The sequence below is a fragment of the Streptomyces sp. NBC_00683 genome (assembly GCF_036226745.1).
Lineage (GTDB): Bacteria > Actinomycetota > Actinomycetes > Streptomycetales > Streptomycetaceae > Streptomyces.
This window is the reverse complement of record NZ_CP109013.1, coordinates 6,593,541-6,616,278: the sequence shown is the minus strand read 5'-3', so window position 1 is coordinate 6,616,278 and position 22,738 is coordinate 6,593,541. Positions and strand designations below refer to the sequence as shown.

Annotated in this window: 23 protein-coding genes and 1 riboswitch; of the genes, 12 read left to right on the top strand and 11 right to left on the bottom strand. The window is 72.3% G+C overall.

The window, feature by feature from the left end; all coding sequences use genetic code 11:
- Positions 1–35 precede the first annotated feature (35 nt).
- Positions 36–1,829: a glycoside hydrolase family 15 protein gene (locus OG257_RS29525; protein ID WP_329212464.1), complete on the top strand. Its 1,794-nt coding sequence runs from the start codon at positions 36–38 to the stop codon at positions 1,827–1,829.
- A 4-nt stretch (positions 1,830–1,833) separates the two neighbouring features.
- Entirely contained in the window at positions 1,834–2,589 is a 756-nt protein-coding gene (locus OG257_RS29520; protein WP_329212462.1) for an SDR family oxidoreductase, read from the top strand.
- Positions 2,590–2,611: 22 nt separating this feature from the next.
- Here the strand turns inward: OG257_RS29520 and amaP are convergent, their stop codons facing one another.
- Genes amaP through OG257_RS29495 form a run of 5 tightly spaced genes read right to left on the bottom strand, consistent with a single transcriptional unit; the run spans position 2,612 to position 4,948 of the window.
- Entirely contained in the window at positions 2,612–3,190 is a 579-nt protein-coding gene (gene amaP, locus OG257_RS29515; RefSeq protein WP_329212460.1) for an alkaline shock response membrane anchor protein AmaP, read from the bottom strand.
- Between the two features lie 5 nt (positions 3,191–3,195).
- Positions 3,196–3,882 (bottom strand): DUF6286 domain-containing protein, encoded by a 687-nt coding sequence (locus tag OG257_RS29510; protein WP_329212458.1) that lies wholly within the window; start codon positions 3,880–3,882, stop codon positions 3,196–3,198.
- The gene (locus tag OG257_RS29505) at positions 3,879–4,232 is read right to left on the bottom strand and encodes an Asp23/Gls24 family envelope stress response protein (protein WP_329212456.1); all 354 of its coding nucleotides are present in this window, start codon (positions 4,230–4,232) and stop codon (positions 3,879–3,881) included. The genes OG257_RS29510 and OG257_RS29505 overlap by 4 nt, the downstream gene beginning before the upstream one ends.
- Complete coding sequence (locus OG257_RS29500) at positions 4,229–4,420, bottom strand: hypothetical protein (protein ID WP_329212455.1); 192 nt, start codon at positions 4,418–4,420, stop codon at positions 4,229–4,231. The genes OG257_RS29505 and OG257_RS29500 overlap by 4 nt, the downstream gene beginning before the upstream one ends.
- A 36-nt stretch (positions 4,421–4,456) precedes the next feature.
- On the bottom strand, positions 4,457–4,948 hold the full coding sequence (locus OG257_RS29495; RefSeq protein WP_329212453.1) for an Asp23/Gls24 family envelope stress response protein: 492 nt from the start codon (positions 4,946–4,948) through the stop codon (positions 4,457–4,459).
- Positions 4,949–5,042: 94 nt separating this feature from the next.
- Between OG257_RS29495 and OG257_RS29490 the strand changes: the two genes are divergently transcribed.
- Positions 5,043–5,738, top strand: coding sequence for a hypothetical protein (locus OG257_RS29490; RefSeq protein ID WP_329212451.1), 696 nt, complete (start codon positions 5,043–5,045; stop codon positions 5,736–5,738).
- A gap of 39 nt (positions 5,739–5,777) precedes the next feature.
- Here OG257_RS29490 and OG257_RS29485 read toward each other — a convergent pair whose 3' ends face one another.
- From OG257_RS29485 to OG257_RS29475, 3 genes are all read right to left on the bottom strand, one after another.
- Positions 5,778–6,569, bottom strand: a complete 792-nt coding sequence (locus tag OG257_RS29485) for an enoyl-CoA hydratase/isomerase family protein (RefSeq protein ID WP_329212449.1) — start codon at positions 6,567–6,569, stop codon at positions 5,778–5,780.
- Positions 6,570–6,720: 151 nt separating this feature from the next.
- Entirely contained in the window at positions 6,721–6,942 is a 222-nt protein-coding gene (locus OG257_RS29480; protein WP_018518904.1) for a helix-turn-helix domain-containing protein, read from the bottom strand.
- A 366-nt stretch (positions 6,943–7,308) separates the two neighbouring features.
- Positions 7,309–8,907: an ABC-F family ATP-binding cassette domain-containing protein gene (locus tag OG257_RS29475; RefSeq protein WP_329212447.1), complete on the bottom strand. Its 1,599-nt coding sequence runs from the start codon at positions 8,905–8,907 to the stop codon at positions 7,309–7,311.
- Between the two features lie 255 nt (positions 8,908–9,162).
- On the opposite strand from OG257_RS29475, the gene ypfJ reads away from it, so the two are divergent.
- Positions 9,163–10,050 (top strand): KPN_02809 family neutral zinc metallopeptidase, encoded by an 888-nt coding sequence (gene ypfJ, locus OG257_RS29470; protein ID WP_329212445.1) that lies wholly within the window; start codon positions 9,163–9,165, stop codon positions 10,048–10,050.
- A gap of 97 nt (positions 10,051–10,147) precedes the next feature.
- Complete coding sequence (locus OG257_RS29465; RefSeq protein ID WP_329212443.1) at positions 10,148–10,558, top strand: VOC family protein; 411 nt, start codon at positions 10,148–10,150, stop codon at positions 10,556–10,558.
- A gap of 30 nt (positions 10,559–10,588) precedes the next feature.
- Here OG257_RS29465 and OG257_RS29460 read toward each other — a convergent pair whose 3' ends face one another.
- The 3 genes from OG257_RS29460 to OG257_RS29450 form a co-directional block, all read right to left on the bottom strand.
- The gene (locus OG257_RS29460; protein WP_329215405.1) at positions 10,589–11,896 is read right to left on the bottom strand and encodes a hypothetical protein; all 1,308 of its coding nucleotides are present in this window, start codon (positions 11,894–11,896) and stop codon (positions 10,589–10,591) included.
- Between the two features lie 184 nt (positions 11,897–12,080).
- Positions 12,081–13,211, bottom strand: a complete 1,131-nt coding sequence (locus OG257_RS29455) for an alpha/beta hydrolase (protein WP_329212441.1) — start codon at positions 13,209–13,211, stop codon at positions 12,081–12,083.
- Between the two features lie 68 nt (positions 13,212–13,279).
- Positions 13,280–13,939, bottom strand: coding sequence for a class II aldolase/adducin family protein (locus tag OG257_RS29450; protein WP_329212439.1), 660 nt, complete (start codon positions 13,937–13,939; stop codon positions 13,280–13,282).
- A 315-nt stretch (positions 13,940–14,254) separates the two neighbouring features.
- Here OG257_RS29450 and OG257_RS29445 point away from each other — a divergent pair, with 315 nt between their 5' ends.
- The 7 genes from OG257_RS29445 to OG257_RS29415 all read left to right on the top strand — a co-directional run bounded on the left by OG257_RS29445 (position 14,255) and on the right by OG257_RS29415 (position 22,725).
- Positions 14,255–15,517, top strand: coding sequence for an inorganic phosphate transporter (locus tag OG257_RS29445; RefSeq protein WP_329212437.1), 1,263 nt, complete (start codon positions 14,255–14,257; stop codon positions 15,515–15,517).
- A 12-nt stretch (positions 15,518–15,529) separates the two neighbouring features.
- Positions 15,530–15,751, top strand: a complete 222-nt coding sequence (locus OG257_RS29440; protein WP_329212435.1) for a hypothetical protein — start codon at positions 15,530–15,532, stop codon at positions 15,749–15,751.
- Between the two features lie 164 nt (positions 15,752–15,915).
- Positions 15,916–16,042, top strand: a riboswitch (cobalamin riboswitch).
- Between the two features lie 129 nt (positions 16,043–16,171).
- Complete coding sequence (locus OG257_RS29435; protein ID WP_329212433.1) at positions 16,172–17,119, top strand: cobalamin biosynthesis protein; 948 nt, start codon at positions 16,172–16,174, stop codon at positions 17,117–17,119.
- Positions 17,116–18,741, top strand: coding sequence for a cobyric acid synthase (locus tag OG257_RS29430; RefSeq protein WP_329212431.1), 1,626 nt, complete (start codon positions 17,116–17,118; stop codon positions 18,739–18,741). The genes OG257_RS29435 and OG257_RS29430 overlap by 4 nt, the downstream gene beginning before the upstream one ends.
- Positions 18,738–20,777, top strand: a complete 2,040-nt coding sequence (locus OG257_RS29425; protein ID WP_329212429.1) for a putative cobaltochelatase — start codon at positions 18,738–18,740, stop codon at positions 20,775–20,777. Before OG257_RS29430 ends, OG257_RS29425 begins: the two co-directional genes overlap by 4 nt.
- A complete protein-coding gene (gene cobO / locus OG257_RS29420; RefSeq protein ID WP_329212427.1) occupies positions 20,777–21,385 on the top strand; it encodes a cob(I)yrinic acid a,c-diamide adenosyltransferase in 609 nt (202 codons plus the stop codon). Before OG257_RS29425 ends, cobO begins: the two co-directional genes overlap by 1 nt.
- Complete coding sequence (locus OG257_RS29415) at positions 21,379–22,725, top strand: cobyrinate a,c-diamide synthase (RefSeq protein WP_329212425.1); 1,347 nt, start codon at positions 21,379–21,381, stop codon at positions 22,723–22,725. Before cobO ends, OG257_RS29415 begins: the two co-directional genes overlap by 7 nt.
- The last annotated feature ends 13 nt before the right edge of the window (positions 22,726–22,738 follow it).

Here is a 22,738-nt window from a genome sequence, read left to right as displayed (position 1 = left end):
CTTAACGGGGCCCAGGTTCGGGAAGACGCCAGAGCGTGACCCCACGTATCGAGGACTACGCACTCATCGGCGATCTACAGACCGCCGCCCTGGTCGGCAGGAACGGTTCTGTCGACTGGCTGTGCCTGCCCCGCTTCGACTCGGGCGCCTGCTTCGCCGCCCTTCTGGGCGACGAGGACAACGGCCACTGGCGCATCGCCCCCCAGGGCACGAGCAGCGCCGACACCTGCACCCGGCGCGCGTACGTGGCCGACTCCCTGGTCCTGGAGACGTTCTGGGAGACCAGGACCGGCACGGTCAAGGTCATCGACTTCATGCCGCAGCGCGACAAGGCGCCCGACATCATGCGCATCGTCGAGGGGGTCAGCGGCAGTGTCGACATGAGCTCCGTCCTGCGGCTGCGCTTCGACTTCGGTTCCGTGGTGCCGTGGATGCGCCGCTCGCACGGCCACCGGGTGGCCGTCGCCGGGCCCGACTCCGTCTGGCTGCGCAGTGAGCCGCCGGTCAAGACCTGGGGCCAGCAGTTCAGCACCTGCTCCTCGTTCACCGTCTCCGAGGGGGAGAAGGTGGCGTTCGTCCTCACCTGGCATCCCTCGCACGCCCCGCGTCCGAAGCTGATCGATCCGCACAAGGCGCTGAAGCACACCCTCACCGACTGGGCGAAGTGGGCGGCGCGCTGTACCTACCAGGGCAGGCACCGGGAAGCCGTGCTCCGCTCCCTGATCACCCTGAAGGCGCTCACCTACGCGCCCACCGGCGGAATCGTCGCGGCCCTCACCACCTCACTGCCGGAGGAGATCGGCGGCGTACGGAACTGGGACTACCGCTACTGCTGGCTGCGGGACTCCACCCTCACACTGGCCGCGATGGTCGCGGCCGGCTACCTGGAGGAGGCCGCGGCCTGGCGGGACTGGCTGCTGCGGGCCGTCGCCGGTGACCCGGCGGACCTGCAGATCATGTACGGCCTCTCGGGTGAGCGCAGACTCCCCGAGTCCGAGCTTCCGTGGCTGAGCGGTTACGAGCACTCCCAGCCGGTGCGTACGGGCAACGCGGCGGTCCGGCAGCGGCAGCTCGATGTGTACGGCGAGGTCATCGACTCGCTCCGGGTGGCCCACGAGGCCGGACTCGACAACAAGCCGCACGCCTGGAACCTGCAGCTCAGTCTGCTCGGCTTCCTGGAGTCCACCTGGCGCGAACCGGACGAGGGCCTGTGGGAGATCCGCGGGCAGCGCCGCCACTTCGTGCACTCCAAGGTCATGGCCTGGGTGGCCGCCGACCGCGCGGTGCTCAGCCTGGAGGAGAACCCCGAACTGCCGGGCGACGCGGACCGCTGGCGGGCGATGCGGGACGCCGTGCACGCGGAGGTCTGCGAGAAGGGCTACGACCCCGTACGCAATACGTTCACCCAGTACTACGGCTCCCAGGAGCTCGACGCCGCCACGCTGCTCATCGTGCGGACCGGCTTCCTGCCTGCCGACGACCCACGGGTCATCGGCACGGTCGATGCCGTACGGAACGGGCTCGCCCGGGACGGTCTGATCCGCCGCTACAGCACCGAGGGACCTTCCGTGGACGGTCTGCCCGGCGACGAGGGGGCGTTCATCGCCTGCTCGTTCTGGCTGGTGGACGCACTGCTGCGGATCGGCAGGACGGACGACGCCGAGGAGCTGTTCGAACGGCTGCTGTCGCTGCGCAACGACGTGGGGCTGCTGGCCGAGGAGTACGACACGGTGGCCGGGCGCCAGCTCGGCAACTACCCGCAGGCGTTCAGCCATATCGGGCTGGTCAACAGCGCGGTCGACCTCGCCCGGCACGACGCGGCAGGATAGGGCCATGGATCTTGGACTGAAGGACCGCGTCTACATCGTCACCGGTGCGACCCGTGGGCTGGGCCGTGCGACCGCGCACGCACTGGCCGCCGACGGCGCGAAGGTGATCATCTCCGGCCGGGACGAGAAGGGGGTCGCGGCGGCCGCCGCGGACCTGGGGCCCGGCGCCCTCGGCCTCGTCGCCGACAACGCCGACCCGACAGCCGCGCAACGGCTGGTGGACGCCGCGAAGGAGAATTTCGGCAGGCTCGACGGCATTCTCATCAGCGTCGGCGGACCCGCACCCGGCTTCGCCGCCGACAACACGGACGATCAGTGGCAGACCGCGTTCGAGTCGGTCTTCCTCGGTGCCGTACGACTGGCCCGTACGGCGGCTGCCGCGCTGGGCGAGGGCGGCGTCATCGGCTTCGTACTGTCCGCGTCGGTGCACGAGCCGATTGCCGGGCTCACCATCTCCAACGGCCTGCGCCCCGGCCTCGCCGGCTTCGCCAAGTCCCTCGCCGACGAGCTGGGCCCGCAGGGGATCCGGGTCGTCGGGGTGCTGCCGTCCCGGATCGACACGGACCGGGTGCGTGAGCTGGACGCCCTGTCCGGTGACGCGGAGGCGTCCCGCAGGGCCAACGAGGCGCGCATCCCGCTGCGCCGCTACGGCACCCCGGAGGAGTTCGGGAGGACCTCGGCCTTCCTGCTCTCCCCTGCCGCCTCGTATCTGACGGGCATCATGGTGCCCGTCGACGGCGGCGCCCGGCACGGCTTCTGACGGTCCGGAACCGACGGCGCCGTCAGCTCACCCGCTCCGCACGGTGCTTGACCGCCTTGAGCCGCACCTCGGCGGGCAGCTCGTCCAGGCCCGCCGAGGTGCGCGCATGGGCCAGCGCCTCGTCGGCGAGACCTCGCAGTGCCTGGTCCGGAGCGGCGTGCGGCTCCAGCAGAAGACGGATCCGGGCCTGCGGGGCGGTGCGCCGGCCGGTCAGCATGACCTTGGCGTCGGACACCCCGTCCAGGGTGCGTGCCTCGCTGCCGAGCACGCCCTCCATGGCCCTGCCCCGCAGGAGCGCGCCCTGGCCGTCGCCGCTGTCGACGAGCACTTCGGCGAGGCGGCCGCGGCGCAGCTGGGCGAGCAGCCACCACAGGGCGAGGACCACCAGGACGGCCAGTCCCGCGATGACGGCCGGCCACCACCAGCCCTCGTCCCGCCAGCGGTCCCGGTCGCCCTGACTGAGCAGCACGTCGTCCTTGCCGTCGAAGGGCCACCAGGAGGGCACGGACACACCGAGCCCCGTCGCCAGGACGGCCCCGCCCACGACGAGGAGGACCAGCCCGGCGAGAGCGAGCAGCACCCGGTTGACGGTTCCGATCACGCGGTTCACCCCTTCTTCGCCGCCCTGCGGACGTGAACGGACAGGCGCGGCGGCCTGGCCAGGCCCAGCTCCTTGATTCCCGCGCCCAGCGCGGTGTCCAGGTCGTTGCGGACGTCGTCGAGTTCACGGAAGTGCGACACGGCGCGCACGGCCACCTTGCGGCGTCCCGTCCTGACCCGTACGGACTGCACACCGGACACCTCCACGGCCCGGTCGCGCAGGACCAGGCCGGCGGCCTTCCGGTCGAGTGCGGCACGGATTGCGGTGTGGTCCCTGCGCATCGGCAGCAGCGCGCGCAGTCCGGGTGTGAGAGCCAGCCAGAGCAGCCACAGGCCGATGGCCGCTGCCGCCCCGGAGCCCACCAGCACCCAGACGTCGTCGAGGTGACGGGTCGCCAGTTCGTCGGCGAGCGAGCGCCGCCACCGCATGGCCGGGTGGCCGGTCCGTACCGCCGCGATGTCGTAGAGCAGGAGCCCGGCGCCGCCGAGGACCACCAGGCCGACGAGCGTGGCGGGGATCCGGCGCTCGGACCGGAACCGGCCGGCGTGACCGCCGGGCTGGTCGGGTACGGGAGCGGGATCGTAGGAGGAACCTGACGCGGACTGGTCCATGTCGAGTACGCCCGTGGGTGCCGCGGACTCCGCGGCGGGCAGGCGCTGTGTGCTGTTCTCCGGATCCTGGGGCTCGCTCATCGAATGCTCCCCTCCGGCATGGCGCCCGCTCCTGCGGGATGCAGCCGCTCGACCTGCACCGCTACTTCGGGCACCTCCATGCCCGCCAGTGCTTCTACCCGCTCGGTGACCCGGCGACGCACCGCCCCGCACTGGCGGCCGATGTCACTGGGGTAGCCGAGCTCAAGACTGACCCGCACCCGGGCGGAGTCCCGGTGCACGGTGACCGTGGCGCTCGGCGGCGCGCCGTCCTTGGGAGGCTTGTCGACCGCCTCCTTCGCCGCCTGCGCGGCGATCTTCGCGACGACCCGGTCGGCGATCCGGGTCTCCCCGCGCTCCGCGGCAGCGACCCGGTCTGTCACCGCCGTCACCGTCGCCGGTCGCCGCGATCGCGACTGCGGAAGAAGTCGCCGGGTTCAAGGTCGCCGTCCAGGAACCGGCCGGCGATGAAGCCGACCGCGCCCAGGGCGGCCACCAGGAGAAAGGCCCCGAACCCGCCGAAGTATCCGGCGAAACCGAGCGCCATGCCGGCCAACAGGCCGGCCACAGCCATGCTCATCGTGCGCTCCTCAACTGCCTCATGGGGAAGGGAGGTCTACTGCAGACGTGGCTCGGGCTCGGACTCGTCCTCCTCGTCGGGCAGTTTGACATCGCTGACCGCGATGTTGACCTCGACGACTTCGAGGCCGGTCATGCGCTCCACGGCCGCGACGACGTTCTCACGCACATCGCGGGCCACGTCGGCGATCGATACGCCGTAGTCGACGACGATCTCCAGGTCGAGAGCGGTCTGGGACTCGCCGACCTCCGCCTTGACTCCGCGGGTCACGGACTTGCCTCCGCCCGGGACCCGGTCGCGTACCGCTCCGAAGGTCCGGGAGAAGCCGCTGCCCATCGCGTGGACGCCGACGACATCGCGCGCGGCCATTCCGGCGATCTTCTCGACCACACCGTCGGCGATCGTCGTGCGGCCGCGGGTGGCGGCGGCTCCCCCGCCGCGCTTGGTCAGCGGATTCTTCCTGCCGTCGTCCCCGCCGGGCACACCGCCGGGGTTGTCGGGCCGGTTCCGCTGTGGGGTCTCGGTCATCGCCGCTCTTCCCTTCGGGGCAGGATCTGACTTCCGTCGCCCACATTAAGTGTGCTTTCCCCGTCCCGCGCCGTGGATGCGGCAGGCTGGGGCAATGACAACGGCTGACAGCCCGCACCGGGCCGACGGATGGACCGCTGCGGTACGGCAACGGCTGGACCTCGGCCGGTTACTCCCTCTGGGCGGCCCGGCCGACGGGAGCTGGATCGCGGAACGGGCGGCGGCGGCCGTGCTGCGGGAGGCCGCGACCGGCTCGGGGGCCGTGCTGGGGCGGCTCAGGATCGCCGGGTCCGACGCGGACAGCGCGCCGGAGCCGGTGGTGCCCCCTCCGCCCAGCGCCCTGCCGCCGGGGCCGCTGCGGATCGAGGCGGGCTTCTCCACGACGGCGCAGCGTCCGCTTCATGTCACCGCGGACGCGCTCCGCTCCGCGTTGCTCGTCGCGGCGTCCGCACGACTGGGCCTGGACGTCACCGAGGTGGACCTTCGGGTGACGGAGCTGCTGGACGAGGAGCCCGAGCCCGCCGCGGTACCGCAGGCCGGGGTGCGTGCGGCCGAGCCGGACGGCGTGGCGGGGACCGCGGCCGCCGGGGTGCCCGGGGTGGTCTCGCTGACGCGGGTGCTGGGCAGCGCGGTGCACACGGGTGCGGATCATGTCCGGGTGGAGCTGGCGACGGCCGGGGACCATCGTGCGCTCGATGTGGCGCAGGCCGTGCGCGAGGCGGTGGCCTTTGCCGTGGAGGGCAGGCCGTCCGTCGCCGTACTGGTCACGGCCGTGGTGGAGCAGAGCTGACCCCGCCCCGGTGCAGGGACGGGGTCGGGGTCGGGCGGCTCAGTCGGTGACGCCGGCGAGGTCACGCAGTCGGCGGCCCTGTGCGGCGCGCTCGGCGGTGCGCTGCTCCTCGTACGTGCGGGAGACGGCGCCGCTGAGCAGGGCCTTGGTCTCGACGACCGCGTCGCGCGGGGCGGCGAGCAGGGCGGCGGCCAGGTCGCGGGCTGCCGCGTCCAGCTGGTCGGCGGGGACCACGAGGTTGGCGAGGCCGGTGCGCTCGGCCTCCTCGGCGTGCACGAAGCGGCCGGTGGCGCAGATCTCGAGCGCGCGGGCGTACCCCACGAGGTTCACCAGGGGGTGGGTGCCCGTGAGGTCGGGGACGAGACCGAGGCCGGTCTCGCGCATGGCGAACTGCACGTCCTCGGCGGCGATCCGGAGGTCGCAGGCGAGGGCGAGCTGGAAGCCGGCGCCGATCGCGTGGCCCTGGACGGCCGCGATCGACACGATGTCGTTGCGGCGCCACCAGGTGAACCCCTCCTGGTACTCGGCGATGGTCGCGTCGAGGTCGGCCTCGGAGCCACGCGCCATGTCGAGGAAGGACGGCTCACCGTCGAACCCCTCGGGGGTGAACGCCTGCCGGTCGAGGCCCGCGGAGAAGGACTTGCCCTCGCCACGCAGCACGACGACCCGCACGTTGCCGGGCAGTACTCGTCCGGCCTCTGCCAACGCCCGCCACAGAGCGGGAGACTGAGCGTTGCGCTTGGCCGGGTTGGTGAGCGTCACCGTGGCAACCGCGTCATCGACGGTGAGCCGTACGCCGTCCTTGTCGAGCACAGAGTCGAGCGAGGTCATGGGGCGCCTCCGGATCGGGTGCAGTCAGCACTTACTGGCAAGTACTGAACAGTAACCACCCGGACGACCTGACGATCGGCCGGGTGGCCACCCGGTGTTCCGGTGAGCCCCGGGGGTCGGCACACGCCTGCCCCCGGACCGCTGCCCGCCGTCAGGCCGTAGCGGCCTTCTTGCCTCGAGTAGCTCCGCCGCGTCCCCGCAGCGTCACTCCGGACTCACTGAGCATCCGGTGGACGAACCCGTAGGAGCGGCCGGTTTCCTCGGCCAGCGCCCGGATGCTCGCACCGGAGTCGTACTTCTTCTTCAGGTCTGCCGCGAGCTTGTCGCGCGCGGCGCCGGTTACCCGGCTGCCCTTCTTCAGAGTCTCGGCCACCCGTGCCTCCTCAAGGAAGTGCGCTCTGGACTCTCATGATCACCCCTCCTGGGCTTCCTGGCCACCCATTCGGCAAGGTCCGTCCGACAGGTTTCCTGGTCCTGAAGCGGGGAGACACAAGTGGAATCCAGCATTCCGAGGGGTCGTGGAGACCCACGGGGCGGCCGTCAGGAAGAACGGCCAGGTCAGGGCCGTACGGGGTGAGTCGCCCCAAATGGGTGCCCCTGGCAGGCATCTGCCGGGCGCCGCGCCGGGGTACGAGACCCGCTCACCCAGATGATGGATCACACGTAGGCCGAATGATCCAGACGCAGTGGATCGACGGATTCACGGCGGGACCGGGCCGGGACGACCGGTCCCCCGGGATCAGGCCAGGGCGACCAGGTCGCGGTAGTCCGCACCCCAGAGGTCCTCGACCCCGTCGGGCAGCAGGATGATCCGCTCCGGCTGGAGCGCCTCGACGGCGCCCTCGTCGTGGGTGACGAGCACGACGGCGCCCTTGTACGTGCGCAGCGCGCCGAGGATCTCCTCGCGGCTGGCCGGGTCGAGGTTGTTCGTCGGCTCGTCGAGGAGCAGCACGTTGGCGGAGGAGACGACCAGGGTCGCCAGGGCGAGCCGGGTCTTCTCACCGCCGGAGAGCACTCCCGCGGGCTTGTCGACGTCGTCGCCGGAGAAGAGGAAGGAGCCGAGCGTCTTGCGGACCGCGACGAGGTCGAGGTCGGGCGCCGCGGAGCGCATGTTCTCCAGGACGGTGCGGTCCGGGTCGAGGGTCTCGTGCTCCTGGGCGTAGTAGCCGAGCTTGAGCCCGTGCCCCTCGATGATGTCGCCGGTGTCGGGCTTCTCGGCGCCGCCGAGGAGGCGCAGCAGCGTGGTCTTGCCCGCACCGTTGAGGCCGAGGATGACGACGCGGGAGCCCTTGTCGATGGCGAGGTCGACGTCGGTGAAGATCTCGAGCGACCCGTACGACTTGGAGAGGCCTTCCGCCATCAGCGGGGTCTTGCCGCAGGGCGAAGGGTCGGGGAAGCGCAGCTTGGCGACCTTGTCGGAGACCCGGACGGCCTCCAGTCCCGAGAGCAGCCGGTCGGCGCGCTTGGCCATGTTCTGCGCGGCGACGGTCTTGGTGGCCTTGGCGCGCATCTTGTCGGCCTGCGCGTTCAGTGTGGCGGCCTTCTTCTCGGCGTTCTGGCGCTCGCGCTTGCGGCGCTTCTCGTCCGCCTCGCGCTGCTGCTGGTAGAGCTTCCAGCCCATGTTGTAGACGTCGATCTGCGCGCGGTTGGCGTCGAGGTAGAAGACCTTGTTGACCACCGTCTCGACGAGCTCGACATCGTGGGAGATCACGATGAAGCCGCCGCGGTAGGTCTTGAGGTAGTCGCGCAGCCAGACGATCGAGTCCGCGTCCAGGTGGTTGGTGGGCTCGTCGAGGAGCAGGGTGTCGGCGTCCGAGAACAGGATGCGGGCGAGCTCGACACGGCGGCGCTGACCACCGGAGAGCGTGTGCAGGGGCTGGCCGAGCACCCGGTCGGGCAGGCTGAGCGCGGCGGCGATGGTGGCGGCCTCGGCCTCGGCGGCGTATCCGCCCTTGGTGAGGAACTCCGTCTCCAGGCGTTCGTACTTCTTCATCGCCTTCTCGCGGGTGGCGCCCTGGCCGTTGGCCATCCGCTCCTCGTTCTCCCGCATCTTGCGCAGGATCTCGTCGAGTCCGCGGGCGGAGAGGATCCGGTCGCGGGCCAGGACCTCGAGGTCGCCGGTGCGCGGGTCCTGCGGGAGGTAGCCGACCTCACCGGAGCGCGTGATGGTGCCGCCGGCCGGGGTTCCTTCACCGGCGAGGCACTTGGTGAGAGTGGTCTTGCCCGCTCCGTTACGGCCGACCAGACCGATGCGGTCGCCCTTGGCGATGCGGAAGGAGGCGGACTCGATGAGGATGCGGGCGCCGGCGCGCAGCTCGATGCCGGAAGCGGTGATCACGGAAAAACTCCAGGGCGGTATGGACGGCGGAGGGACGGTAACGGACTCACGACTCGACGCCGTCTAATGCACAAGGAGAATTGCCATGGAGCTCATTCTACTGGCGGTGTCCACCTGGTTTTCCGCGTGCTTCCCGCCTGACACCCCCTGACCACGGCGCGTCACATAAAAGGGCATCCCCTACCGAACTGTCCGATACTCGGCGCAGGACGGCAAGGGTGCCGTGCCGCGGCCGGAGCAGAGGTGGTGCGCCCCATGCAGTTCGACGACGACGCCGACCTGGACACATCCGAGGTCCAGGATGTGCGCGGCAGCCGGATCCCGGGCGGCAGGGCCACCATGGGCGGCGGCATCGTCGGCATCATCGCGCTGGTCCTGGGGCTCTTCTTCGGCGTCGGCCCGGACCAGCTCGGGCTCTCCTCGGGCGACCCCGACACGACCGCGACCGCGTCGTCCGCCGCCCAGGTCCAGCAGAGCTGCCTGACGGGCGAGGACGCGAACACCAAGGACGACTGCCGGACCGTGGCGGTGGTCAACAGCGTGCAGGACTACTGGCGGCAGGAATTCGCGCGGAGCGGCGAGACGTACACGCCGGCGCGGACCGTCCTGTTCAGCGACCGGATCGGCACCGCGTGCGGGTCGGCCACCTCGGCGGTCGGGCCGTTCTACTGCCCCGGTGACCGGCAGGTCTATCTGGACCTGGGGTTCTTCGACGAACTGCGCACGACGTTCGGATCGAGCGGCGGACCGTTCGCCGAGGCGTACGTCGTCGCCCACGAGTACGGCCACCACGTGCAGAACCAGCTGGGCACGCTGGCCAGGGCGCAGGACGGCCGGCAGGGCGCCGACAGCAATTCCGTGAAGGTGGAGCTGCAGGCGGACTGCTACGCCGGGGTGTGGGCGAACCACGCGACCACCACTCCCGCCGAGTCGGGGCGCCCCCTGATCACCGAGCTGACGGAGGCCGACATCCGGGACGGCCTGGACGCCGCGGCGGCGGTCGGCGACGACCGGATCCAGGAGAGGTTCCAGGGGAGCGTGAACCCGGAGTCGTGGACGCACGGCTCGTCGGAGCAGCGCCGGCAGTGGTTCACCACCGGGTTCCGTACCGGGGACCCGAGCCGCTGCAACACCTTCCGCTGAACCGCCGCCCCTACGGCGCGCACTGTCGGTGCCCGGTGGAAGACTGAGACGCAGATCACAGCAAACCGGTGGGAACGGCTGGAAGAAGGTGAGCGCGATGGCAGGCGCGGGCGGTGTACCGACGATCTACCCGACGGTTCTGTACGACGACGCGAAGGCCGCGATCAGAACGCTGACCCAGGCCCTGGGTTTCACGGAGGATGCGGTGTACGAGGGGAAGGACGGCAGCGTCCTGCACGCCGAGCTGTCCTGCGGCAACGGCAGGGTGATGCTCGGCTCCAAGGGGGGCGAGGGCGTGTTCGCCAAGGCGATGGCGGGGGCGGGACCTGCGGGGGTGTACGTCGTCGTGGACGAGGTGGACGAGCACCACGCGCGGGCCGTGGAGCACGGCGTGGAGATCCTGATGCCGCCCACCGACCAGGACTACGGCTCGCGTGACTACATGGCGCGGGACGCGGAGGGCAACGTCTGGAGCTTCGGGACGTACGCCCCGGGGTCGGCGGGCTGACCGCCTCCCCCGGGGTTTCGCGCTCCGCGCTCAGGCGCCGCCGGTGTGCACCTGGAAGGCCGCCCGGCGTACGGCCTTGGCGAGGGCCGGGTCGGGGTGGGCGGCGGCCAGGGCGACCAGCACCTGCACGGTGCGCGGGTGTCCGACCGCACGGACCTCGTCGAGCAGGGCCGGGACAGTGCCCTGGACGGCGGAGTCGAGATGGCGGACCAGCAGTCCGGTCTCGCCGTGATCCGCGACCGCCGCGGCGGTGTCGATCCAGAGCCAGGTGGCTTCCTCGCGGCTGAGGACGTCCTGGGCGTCGTCCGGGTCGGCACCCTCGTACTCGGCGAGCCAGAGCAGGGCGTACGGACGCAGCGGCGGTTCGCTGACGACGGTGCGCACCACGGGCTCCGCGGGAGCACCGACGACACGCAGCGCCTCGAAGGCGAGACCGCGCAGCAGGGCGTCCTCGCCGCGGGCGACGGCGAGCAGTTCGGTCACCGCGCTGCCGACGGTCCGGGCGGCGAGCCAGGCCCGGTATTCGACGCGGGCGGGCCCGGGGGTGAGCCGGGCGCAGCCGAGCAGCATGTCGGCGGCGGACTGCTCGATGTTCCCGGCCGGGCTCTGGGCGGCGACGCAGATCTGTTCGAGCTTGACCCAGACCGCCCAGTTGCCGAGAGGGGTGAGCGTGGCATGTCCGGCTCCGAGCGTCAGCGCTCCGACGGCGGCGAGGCCTTCGAGGGCCCAGTCGAGCAGGAGCGCGTTCAGGTCCTCGGGCTGCCCGGTCGCGGGGCTGCCGGGGGCGGACTGCTGCGGCGGCCCGTACGGCACCTCGCACCGCTCCTCGTGGAGTTCCGCGACGCGCTGGCCGAGGAGGTCGAGGAGGGCGGGCACGGTGACGGGGCCGGCGGAGAGCTGCAGGAGCGAGAGCACCTGGGGCACCGCCTCGACGGCTTCGGCGACCGCGGTGGCCTCGATGCCTTCGGGTGCGGCGTGGACGAGCGACCAGGCGTCGAAGAGCGCCACCCAGCCGCGGAGCACGGCGGAGTCGTCCCGGTCCCAGGCGCGCAGCCTCCAGCCGGGTCGCGCGGTGTCGCCGTGGAGTTCGATCAGCCCGGCCAGCCTGGCCCGGTCCCAGCCGGTCTGTATCTGGGCGGGCGACAGTTCCAGCGCCGCCGCGGCCCGTTCCAGGGCCTGGGTGGCGAGCGGGGCCGCCCCCGGGCTCGCGCCGTCGGCGGCCCAGTGGGCGATACGGACGGCGTGGGCGAGCACGGCCCTGGCCTGGCGTGCCAGTTCCGCAGGAGGAGGTGTGCCCTCGGGTGGGCGGGGGGCCGGCCTGGTGCGCCGGGTGGTCACGGCCTTGCGGGCGGTGGCAAGGGGTCGCGGGCGGACAAGTCGCAGCCTGGAGTCGCGCGGGGTACGGGACGTCACGGGAGCAGTCTTGCCTCTGACGGCCCGAAAGCCCAAACGGAAGCCGGATCCCATGGCTACGGGAAGGTTTCGGTCCCGGTCACCAACCGGGCCGATCCACCCCATCAGCTCACATCAGGGGCGTGAGGAAGCGCCTGAGGGCCTCTTCGTAGCGTGCCGGACCGGCATTCCACATCGCCGCATGCGGAGCCTGCGTCACGGGGTGCAGAGTGACCAGGTCGGGACGCAGTGCGGCCAGTTCCCGGGACGGCTGCCAGGGCGCGAGGGTGTCGTCGGGGCCGTGGAAGATCAGCGTGGGGGCGTGCAGGGCGGTCGGCACGGAGGTGTCCAGGAGCGGGGCGCCGCGCAGTCCGGTCTGGCCCTGGGCGGCCCGGACGGCGAGGGGCAGGAGTGCGGCGGGGATGCCGTGGGCGACGGCCAGGGCACGGAAGGTGACCTTCCAGTCCAGGACCGGGGAGTCCAGGACGAGACCGCTGATGCGGTCGCGGAGTGCGGAGTTGACGGCGGCGTGCAGGGCCATGGTGGCGCCGGTGGACCAGCCGTGCATGACGACGCGCTCGGCCCCGTAGCGCACGGCGTGGCGGATGGCCGCGTCGAGGTCGCGCCACTCGGACTCCCCGAGGTGGCCGAGCCCGTCCGGCGAGCGGGGTGCGCCGGCGTCGCCGCGGTAGGCGATGTCGAGCACCGGGAACTGCTGCTCCTGCAGGAATCCCGTCACGTTCAGGGGGTGTTCGCGGGTGGTGCCGAGGCCGTGCACGGTGATCACCCAGGTGTCGCGGGCGCCGGGGAGGAACCAGGCGGGCAGGGCGCCCAGCTCGCCGGGCACCTCGACCTCCTTGTACGCGAGGCCGAGTGCGCCGAGCGGGTCGCCGCTGTGGAGCACGGGGGTGAGGCGGACCTTGGCGCCCGGTTCGAGGCTGCCCCGGGTGACGCGTTCCAGCGTGCGCACGACGGTGTCGGCGGAGTCGTGCGGCGCCTGCTCGACGACCGGGCCGACGATCGCGTGGACGTCGCGGCCCACCAGTCCGTACGTGCCGGGCCGCAGCGCGGCGAAGGAGCGGGTCAGAGTGACCTGCCCGGGCGCCGTGGCGTGCACGGTGAGTCTGCGGTCTCCGGGGAAGGGGCGTGGCGACGGGGCCCCGAGGGCGGCGTCGCTGGCGTACCGGCCGGCCGCGACCGCTGCCGCTCCGACGCCGAGGATCGTGGAGACGGCTGCTGCCGTCGCTGTTGCCGGGCGCACGGCTCCAGTGTCCTGGGCCTCGGCGCAGGCTGCCAGTGGGACGGGGCCGTCCGGTGCCGGCCCCGGGCTCAGCCGGGCTGGCCGTACCCCTTCAGGGCGTCCTGTACGTCGCTCAGCTGGGCGCGGGAGAGCAGTGACGGGTGGCGGCCGGGCACGGAGCTCGCGGTGAGCCAGAGCCTGCACATCCATTCGAGCTGGGCGGTGCGGTCGTACGCCTCGTCGAGGGTGTCCCCGTAGGTGACCGTTCCGTGGTTCTGCAGCAGGCAGCCGCTGCGGTCGCGCAGGGCGGTGAGCATGTTCCCGGCAAGCTCCCGCGTCCCGTACCGGGCGTAGGCGGCGGTGCGGACGGGGCCGCCGAGCATGGCGGCGGCGTAGTGCACCAGCGGGACCTCTTCGACGAGGGTGGAGACGGCCGTGGCGTGGACCGCGTGCGTGTGCACGACGGCGGCGGCGTCGCTGTTGCTGTAGACGGCGAGGTGGAGGGGGAGCTCGCTGGTCGGGGTCATGGTCCCGAGGACCTGGCGCCCTTCGAGGTCGACGCCGACCGCGTCCCCGGGGCCCAGCCGGTCGTAGGGCACTCCGCTGGGGGTGACCAGGACGATTCCGCCGGCCCGCGCCGACACGTTGCCCGAGGTGCCGACGACCAGTCCGTCCGCGGCCGTCCTGCGGGCCGTCGCGACGACGCCGCCCCATGCCCGCTCGATCGCGTCCCGGTCCTGATCGTTCATGCGGCGATCCTAGGGTCTCGCGTTCGGATCACGCCGGGTTGGCGGAGGCCCGCCGGGGCCTGTCGGGCGAAGCCGTCGCGGAGTACGTGACCGACGTCTCCCCAATGGGGCAAATGCGGCAGACCGGAGGTGCGCCGGAACCCGGCGAAGGCCGGTTCCCGCACCGCCGCGGGCCGGCGCGGCCGCCCCCGACGCACACAAGCGGAATGGCTGTTCGCGCTTGGAGTCACCGCACCGCCCTGCCCAGTTCATCTTCCGTTCACCCAGGTTGCTTACGTTCCTACAGCCACTGACGTCGAACGATTGCCTGGGTAAATGGAACACATCACGCTGCTGCTCGCGATCGTGATCGTGACAGCTCTCGTGTTCGATTTCACGAACGGTTTCCACGACACCGCCAACGCGATGGCCACCACCATCTCGACCGGCGCCCTCAAGCCCAAGACAGCGGTGGCCATGTCCGCCGTTCTCAACCTCGTCGGCGCGTTCCTGTCGGTGGAGGTCGCCAAGACGATCTCCGGCGGGATCATCAATGAGAACGGCCTCAGAACCGAGGTCATCTTCGCGGCGCTCGTCGGCGCCATCCTGTGGAATCTGCTGACCTGGCTGGTCGGCCTGCCCTCCAGTTCCTCCCACGCACTCTTCGGCGGCCTCATCGGCGCCGCGGTGATGTCGGCAGGCTGGTCCTCGATCAACGGCGGCACCGTCGTGACGAAGGTCCTCCTGCCCGCGATCGCGGCACCCCTCGTCGCCGGTCTGGCCGCACTGCTGGCCACGAAGCTGACGTACCGCCTCAACCGGAAGATCACCGACGAGGCGCAGCTGAAGTCGACCGCCAAGGGCTACCGGGCCGGACAGATCGCCTCGGCGGGTCTCGTCTCGCTCGCCCACGGCACCAACGACGCCCAGAAGACGATGGGCATCATCACCCTGGCCCTGGTCACCGGTGGCGTGCTCGCCCCCGGCTCCAACCCGCCGGTCTGGGTCATCGCCTCCGCCGGTATCGCCATCGCGATGGGCACCTACCTCGGCGGCTGGCGCATCATCCGCACCATGGGCAGCGGCCTCACCGAGCTCAAGCCGCCGCAGGGCTTCGCCGCCCAGACCAGTGCGGCCACGGTCATCCTGGCCTCCTCGCACCTCGGCTTCTCCCTCTCCACCACCCAGTCCTGCTCCGGTGCCGTGATGGGCGCCGGTCTGGGACGCAAGGGGGGCGTGGTCCGCTGGTCCACCGCCACCCGCATGTTCATCGCCTGGGGCCTGACCCTGCCGGCCGCCGGTCTGGTCGGTGCGGGCGCGGAGTTCCTCACCAAACAGGGCCCCTGGGGTGTCGGCGTGGTCGCCGTGCTCCTCGTCGCGGGCTCCGGTGCCATCTGGCTGCTGTCGCGCCGCAAGCCGGTCGACCACACCAACGTCAACGCGACGGACGCCGAGCCCGCGGGCGTCGTCACCACCGCCATCGCGGCCGTCAGCCCGCCGCCCGTCGGCTCCGGCGTCCCGGACCTCAAGACCACCATCCCGGCCCCGGCCCCGACGGCCGGATCCCCGGCCGACCCGGCCCGACCGGCCACGGTGTAAGGACAGATCCGTATGAACATCGACTGGGCAGCTCTCGCCTCCGTCTTCGGTGTCAGCCTCGTGGTCACCGTCGCACTGGTCGGCCTCTTCACTCTCGGCATCATCGGCCTCTCCAAGCAGGCCTCGGCGGTGCAGTCCGGCGGATCTCTCACGCTGGCACGCACCGGCGCGTACGCCTGCTTCGGGCTGTGCGCGGCGGCGGTCGCCTACGGGATCTATCTGATCGTCGTCTGACCACCCCGGCGCTGCGCCGCCGTCTCCTCGCATCGGGCCGGACACACCACGTGTGTGTCCGGCCCGATGTGCGTCTGCGCACACTGCACTCCCGCAGGTCAACGGCAGGTTGACGGGCCTTCACGGGGCGTGGTGGACTGCCGGTGCCATTTACGGCGACAGGAGAGGAAGCCGGTGCGAATCCGGCGCGGTCCCGCCACTGTCACCGGGGAGCAGGCCCCCACACGGAAGTCACGGTCCGACACGGACTGGAAGGCCGGGGGAACTGCGGATCCGGAAGCCAGGAGACTCTCGTCGCCGGTCACGTCGAACCAGGGCGCGGACCCTGAGTTAAGGACATCTGCCATGCCTGGCTGCCGTGCGTCGGTCCCTGTGTCACCCGCTCCGAAGGTCCTTCGAGGCGCGACGGCCGGCTGAACCGTGCGAGCCGACCGCATCTTCGCGTACGGCGCCACCGCCGGCCTGATCGGCGACCTGCTGCTCGGTGACCCCCGGCGGGGCCACCCCGTGGCCGCCTTCGGGCAGGCCGCGGCAGGCGTCGAGAGCCGGCTGTGGCGCGATCACCGCGGCTGGGGCGCCCTGCACGCGCTGGTCTGCGCCGGGGGCGCCGCGGGCGCCGCCGCACTGGCCGCCCGTGCCGTACGGAACCGTCCCGCCGCGGCCGTGGCGCTGACCGCCGCCGCCACCTGGTCCGTCATCGGGGGTACGTCGCTGGGCCGCGAGGCCCGCGCCATCGGCGGTGCGCTCGCCGCCGGTGACATCGAGGTGGCCCGGGAGCGGCTGCCGCACCTCTGCGGCCGTGACCCCGAGTCCCTCGACGGACCGCAGATCGCCCGCGCGGTGGTGGAGTCGGTCGCCGAGAACACCTCCGACGCCGTCGTCGGCGCTCTGGTGTGGGGCGCCATCGGCGGTGTCCCCGGCCTGGTCGCGTTCCGGGCCGTCAACACCCTCGACGCCATGGTCGGCCACAGGTCGCCGCGCCACCGGCGCTACGGCTGGGCATCGGCCCGCCTCGACGACCTCGCCGGCTGGCCCGGTGCCCGCCTCACCGCCGTGCTCGCCGTGGCCGCCGGCGGCCGTCCGCGCGAGGCCGTACGGACCTGGCGGGCCGACGCGGGAAAGCACCCGAGCCCCAACGCGGGCCCGGTGGAGGCCTCGTTCGCGGGTGCGCTCGGCGTGCGCCTCGGCGGGACCCTCGCGTACGGCGGGCGGGTCGAGCACCGGCCCGTGCTCAACGGGGAGAGCGGCCGGGACGTGCGGGTGGCGGATATCGAACGCGCGGTGCGGCTGTCGCGCCGGGTGAGTGTGCTGGCCCTCGGCGTGTGTGCGGCCGCGCGGCTGGCCTCGGGAAGGAGGGGCCGGGCATGAGCGGCGGACAGGGCGGCGGGCTGCTGGTCGCGGGAACGACCTCGGACGCGGGCAAGAGCGTCGTCACGGCGGGAATCTGCCGGTGGCTGGTGCGCCGGGGGGTGAAGGTCGCGCCGTTCAAGGCGCAGAACATGTCGCTGAACTCGTTCGTCACCCGCGAGGGTGCGGAGATCGGCCGCGCCCAGGCGATGCAGGCGCAGGCCGCCCGCGTGGAGCCGAGCGTGCTCATGAATCCGGTGCTGCTCAAGCCCGGCGGTGACCGCTCCAGTCAGGTCGTCCTGATGGGGAAGCCGGTCGGCGAGATGAGCGCGCGCGGCTACCACGGCGGGCGCCAGGAATCGCTGCTGGGGACGGTCGTGGACTGCCTGGAGCAGCTCCGGGGCACGTATGACGCCGTGATCTGCGAGGGGGCGGGCAGTCCGGCCGAGATCAATCTGCGGCGCACGGACATCGTGAACATGGGCATCGCGCGTGCCGCCCGCTTCCCGGTGCTGGTCGTCGGGGACATCGACCGCGGCGGGGTGTTCGCTTCGTTCTTCGGTACGACGGCGCTGCTGGGCGCCGAGGACCAGTCACTGGTCGCCGGGTACCTCGTCAACAAGTTCCGCGGCGATGTGTCGCTGCTGGAGCCCGGCCTGGACATGCTGTTCGAGCTCACCGGGCGCCGTACGTACGGGGTGCTGCCGTTCGCCCACGGCCTCGGTATCGACGAGGAGGACGGGCTGCGGGTGTCGATGCGCGGCGCCGTCCGGGAGTCGGTCGTCGCGCCGCCGCACGGGCAGGACGTCCTGAGGGTCGCGGTGTGCGCCGTGCCGCTGATGTCGAACTTCACCGATGTGGACGCGCTGGCGGCCGAACCGGGTGTGGTGGTCCGGTTCGTGGACCGGGCCGAGGAGCTGGCCGACGCGGACCTGGTGATCGTGCCCGGTACGCGCGGCACGGTGAAGGCGCTGGCGTGGCTGCGCGAGCGGGGACTGGCCGACGCGCTGCTGCGGCGGGCAGCCGAGGGGCTTCCGGTGCTCGGGATCTGCGGCGGGTTCCAGGTGCTCGGTGAGTCGATCGAGGACGAGGTGGAGTCGCGGGCGGGGCTGGTCGACGGGCTGGGGCTGCTGCCGGTGCGGATCCGGTTCGGCCGGGAGAAGGTACTGGGCCGGCCTGTCGGGTCGGCGCTCGGAGAGCCCGTGGAGGGATACGAGATCCATCACGGGGTCGCCGAGGTGCGCGGCGGCGAACCGTTCCTGGACGGGTGCCGGGTGGGCGCCGTGTGGGGGACGCACTGGCACGGGTCGCTGGAGAGCGATGCGTTCAGGCGCCGGTTCCTGGCGGAGGTGGCGCGGGCGGCCGGGCGGCGGTTCGTGGCGGCTCCGGACACGAGCTTCTCGGAGCTGCGGGAGGAACAGCTGGACCGGCTGGGGGATCTGATCGAGGAGCACGCGGACACGGATGCGCTGTGGCGGCTGATCGAGGAGGGGGCGCCGGCGGCGCTGCCGTTCGTGCCGCCGGGGGCGCCGCGGGGGGCGGGGGCTTCCGTCCCTTCCCCGGGCCGGGGCCTCGCCCCGGACGCGGAGCGAACGCCTGATGTGGCTGGACCAGTTGTGCATGTGACAGAGGAGGCACCGTGAGTACCCCGTATCCCTTCACCGCCATCGTCGGACAGGACGATCTGCGGCTCGGGCTGTTGCTGAACGCCGTCAGTCCGGCCGTCGGCGGCGTCCTCGTCCGGGGCGAGAAGGGCACCGCCAAGTCCACCGCCGTGCGGGCGCTCGCTGCGCTCATGCCTGAGGTGTCCGTGGTCTCCGGGTGCCGGTTCTCCTGCGATCCGGTCGCGCCAGACCCGGCGTGTCCCGACGGTCCGCACGAGGCAGGGACCGGCGTGTCGCGTGCGGCGCGGACAGTGGAGCTGCCCGTCGGCGCGTCCGAGGACCGGCTCGTGGGTGCGCTGGACATCGAGCGGGCGCTCTCGGAGGGGGTGAAGGCCTTCGAACCGGGGCTCCTCGCCGATGCGCACCGCGGGATCCTGTACGTGGACGAGGTCAATCTGCTCCATGACCACCTGGTGGACCTGCTGCTCGACGCGGCGGCCATGGGTGCCTCGTACGTCGAGCGCGAAGGCGTCTCCGTACGGCATGCGGCGCGGTTCCTGCTGGTCGGGACGATGAACCCCGAAGAGGGCGAGCTGCGCCCGCAGTTGCTGGACCGCTTCGGGCTGACCGTCGAGGTGGCCGCCTCCCGCGACACCGACCAGCGGGTCGAGGTCGTACGGCGGCGGCTCGCGTACGACGACGATCCGGACGGGTTCGCCGCCCGGTGGGCGCAGGAGGAGGGCGCGTTGCGGGCACGGATCGCCGCCGCGCGTGTCCTGTTGCCCGAAGTGGTGCTCGGGGACGGCGTGTTGCGGCAGATCGCGGCGACGTGCGCGGCCTTCGAGGTGGACGGGATGCGTGCCGACATCGTCATGGCCCGCACCGCTACGGCGCTTGCCGCGTGGGCGGGGCGCGACGAGGTCACCGCCGAGGACGTGCGGCAGGCCGCGCTCCTGGCGCTCCCCCACCGGCGGCGGCGCAACCCCTTCGACGCGCCCGGGCTGGACGAGGACAAGCTGGACGACACCCTCAGGGACGCGGCCGACGACGCGGACGGGGGCGACGACGATCCGGATCCCGACGGGCCGGGTGGCGGCGGGCTGCCCCCTCAGGGCGGCGGTCCCGACGCGGAGGGCGGTCCCGGCACGGAGAGCGGTCCGGGCACGGAGAGCGGTCCCGGGGAGGAGAGCGGCCCCGGAACCGGCCGTCCCGACGCGCCCGCGCCGGCCGGCGGCGGGGAGCAGCAGCCGGTACGTGCCTCGGAGCCGTTCCGCACGAAGATGCTCAGCGTGCCCGGTCTCGGCGAGGGCGCGGCCGGGCGGCGGTCCCGGGCGCGTACCGAGCACGGGCGGACGACGGGGGCGCTGCGGCCCCAGGGGGCGCTGACGAAGCTGCACCTCGCGGCGACCGTGCAGGCGGCGGCGCCGCATCAGCGGGCGCGGGGGCGGTCCGGCCGGGGGCTCGTCGTACGGCGTGACGATCTGCGGCAGGCGACGCGGGAGGGGCGCGAGGGGAACCTGGTGCTCTTCGTGGTGGACGCCTCGGGGTCGATGGCGGCCCGGCAGCGGATGAGCGCCGTGAAGGGTGCCGTGATGTCGCTGCTGCTGGACGCCTACCAGCGGCGCGACAAGGTGGGCCTGGTGACGTTCCGCGGCAAGGACGCCGAGGTCGTGCTGCCGCCCACCTCGTCGGTGGACGCGGCGGCGGCGCGGCTGGAGTCGCTGCCGACCGGCGGGCGCACCCCGCTGGCCGCGGGGCTGCTGAGGGCGCACGACGTCCTGCGGGTGGAGCGGATGCGCGATCCGTCCCGGCGGCCGCTGCTCGTCGTGGTGACGGACGGCCGGGCGACCGGTGGTCCGGACCCGGTGGCGCTGGCCGCACGGGCCGGCCGGCTGCATGCCGCCGAGGGCACGGCGTCCGTCGTCGTGGACTGCGAGTCGGGGTTCGTGCGCCTCGGGCTCGCCGCACAGCTCGCCCGGGACCTGGGGGGCAGCGCGGTCACGCTCGACGAACTGCGCGCCGACTCGATCGCCGGGCTGGTCAAGGATGTTCAAGCAGCCGGGAGGGCCGCGTAATGCCACAGGGACAGCCTGTATCGGTGCCGGACGACGGGCTGACGACGCGTCAGCGACGCAATCGTCCGCTCCTCTTCGTCCACACGGGCATCGGCAAGGGCAAGTCGACGGCGGCCTTCGGGCTCGCCCTGCGGGCCTGGAACCAGGGATGGCCGATCGGGGTGTTCCAGTTCGTGAAGTCGGCGAAGTGGAAGGTCGGCGAGGAGAACGCGCTGAAGGTGCTCGGGGCGAGCGGCGAGGGCGGCACCGTCGACTGGCACAAGATGGGCGAGGGCTGGTCGTGGGTCCAGCGTGGCCTCCACGGCGACAACTCCGACAACGAGGAGAAGGCCCGCGAGGGCTGGGAGCAGGTCAAGCGCGACCTGGCGGCCCAGACGTACAAGCTGTACGTGCTGGACGAGTTCGCCTATCCGATGCACTGGGGCTGGATCGACACCGACGAGGTCGTCGAGGTGATGCGCGACCGTCCGGGGACGCAGCATGTCGTGATCACCGGGCGCAACGCCCCCGCGAAGCTGATCGAGGCAGCCGATCTGGTGACCGACATGTCGAAGGTCAAGCACCCGATGGACGCCGGTCAGAAGGGCCAGAGGGGCATCGAGTGGTGAGTGTTCCTCGTCTGGTCATTGCCGCGCCGGCCTCCAACACCGGCAAGACCACGGTCGCGACGGGCCTGATGGCGGCCTTCGCGGGCCGCGGCCTCGCCGTGTCCCCGCACAAGGTGGGCCCGGACTACATCGACCCGGGATACCACGCGCTGGCCACCGGCCGTCCGGGGCGCAACCTGGATGCGTACATGTGCGGTACGGAGCTGATCGCCCCGCTGTTCGCGCACGGTGCCGCCGGTGCCGACCTGGCGGTCGTCGAGGGCGTGATGGGGCTGTACGACGGCGCTTCGGGGCAGGGTGAACTCGCCTCCACGGCCCAGGTGTCGAAGCTCCTGCGGGCTCCCGTCGTGCTCGTCGTCGACGCCTCCTCGCAGTCCCGTTCGGTCGCTGCCCTCGTGCACGGTTTCGCGTCCTGGGATCCGGAGGTGCGGATCGGCGGGGTGATCCTCAACAAGGTGGCGTCCGACCGGCACGAGGCCCTCCTGCGGGAGGCGCTCGAGGAGACGGGCCTGCCGGTGCTGGGGGCACTGCGGCGGGCGCCGCAGGTGGTGACGCCTTCACGCCATCTGGGTCTGGTTCCGGTGGCGGAGCGGCAGACCGAGGCCGTCGACGCCGTACGGGCGATGGCGGACCGGGTACGGGCGGGCTGCGACCTGGACGCCCTGCTGGCGCTGGCCCGTTCGGCGCCCGCGCTGCCCGACGGGGTGTGGGAGCCGGAGCGGCATTCCGTCGAGGGGGTGCGGCCGGTGGTGGCCGTGGCGGGCGGGGCCGCGTTCACGTTCGCGTACGCGGAGCATGCCGAGCTGCTGACAGCCGCCGGAGCGGATGTGGTGGTCTTCGACCCGTTGCACGACGAGAAGCTGCCCGCGGGGACGGCGGGACTGGTCATCGGTGGCGGCTTCCCCGAGATGTACGCGCCGCAGCTGTCGGCCAACGAACCGCTGCGCAGGTCGGTGACCGAACTGGCCCTGTCCGGCGCCCCGGTGGCGGCGGAGTGCGCGGGGCTGCTGTATCTGGCGCGTGAGCTGGACGGGCGTCCCATGTGCGGGGTGCTGGACGCCTCGGCCCGGATGTCCGAGCGGCTGACGCTCGGCTACCGGCAGGCGGTCGCGGTGTCCGACAGTGTGCTGGCGGCGGCGGGAACCCGGCTGCGCGGGCACGAGTTCCACCGGACGGTGCTGGAGCCGGGCGCCGGTGCCACCCCCGCCTGGGGCATGCACCAGCCGGAACGGCGGGTGGAGGGCTTCGTCCAGCGGGGTGTGCACGCGAGCTATCTGCATACGCACTGGGCGGCGTCACCCGGGGTGGCCCGGCGCTTCGTGGAGCACTGCCGGGCATGAGCAGCACGGCGAG

Bases quoted from the DNA above. Each gene is read 5' to 3' on its own strand.
- OG257_RS29490 (WP_329212451.1), top strand. From the start codon at position 5,043: ATGACAACGGCTGACAGCCCGCACCGGGCCGACGGATGGACCGCTGCG.
- OG257_RS29510 (WP_329212458.1), bottom strand. From the start codon at position 3,882: ATGAGCGAGCCCCAGGATCCGGAGAACAGCACACAGCGCCTGCCCGCC.
- OG257_RS29495 (WP_329212453.1), bottom strand. From the start codon at position 4,948: ATGACCGAGACCCCACAGCGGAACCGGCCCGACAACCCCGGCGGTGTG.
- OG257_RS29500 (WP_329212455.1), bottom strand. From the start codon at position 4,420: ATGAGCATGGCTGTGGCCGGCCTGTTGGCCGGCATGGCGCTCGGTTTC.
- OG257_RS29520 (WP_329212462.1), top strand. From the start codon at position 1,834: ATGGATCTTGGACTGAAGGACCGCGTCTACATCGTCACCGGTGCGACC.
- OG257_RS29445 (WP_329212437.1), top strand. From the start codon at position 14,255: ATGGAACACATCACGCTGCTGCTCGCGATCGTGATCGTGACAGCTCTC.
- ypfJ (WP_329212445.1), top strand. From the start codon at position 9,163: ATGCAGTTCGACGACGACGCCGACCTGGACACATCCGAGGTCCAGGAT.
- OG257_RS29430 (WP_329212431.1), top strand. From the start codon at position 17,116: ATGAGCGGCGGACAGGGCGGCGGGCTGCTGGTCGCGGGAACGACCTCG.
- OG257_RS29485 (WP_329212449.1), bottom strand. From the start codon at position 6,569: ATGACCTCGCTCGACTCTGTGCTCGACAAGGACGGCGTACGGCTCACC.
- OG257_RS29440 (WP_329212435.1), top strand. From the start codon at position 15,530: ATGAACATCGACTGGGCAGCTCTCGCCTCCGTCTTCGGTGTCAGCCTC.
- OG257_RS29465 (WP_329212443.1), top strand. From the start codon at position 10,148: ATGGCAGGCGCGGGCGGTGTACCGACGATCTACCCGACGGTTCTGTAC.
- OG257_RS29450 (WP_329212439.1), bottom strand. From the start codon at position 13,939: ATGAACGATCAGGACCGGGACGCGATCGAGCGGGCATGGGGCGGCGTC.
- cobO (WP_329212427.1), top strand. From the start codon at position 20,777: ATGCCACAGGGACAGCCTGTATCGGTGCCGGACGACGGGCTGACGACG.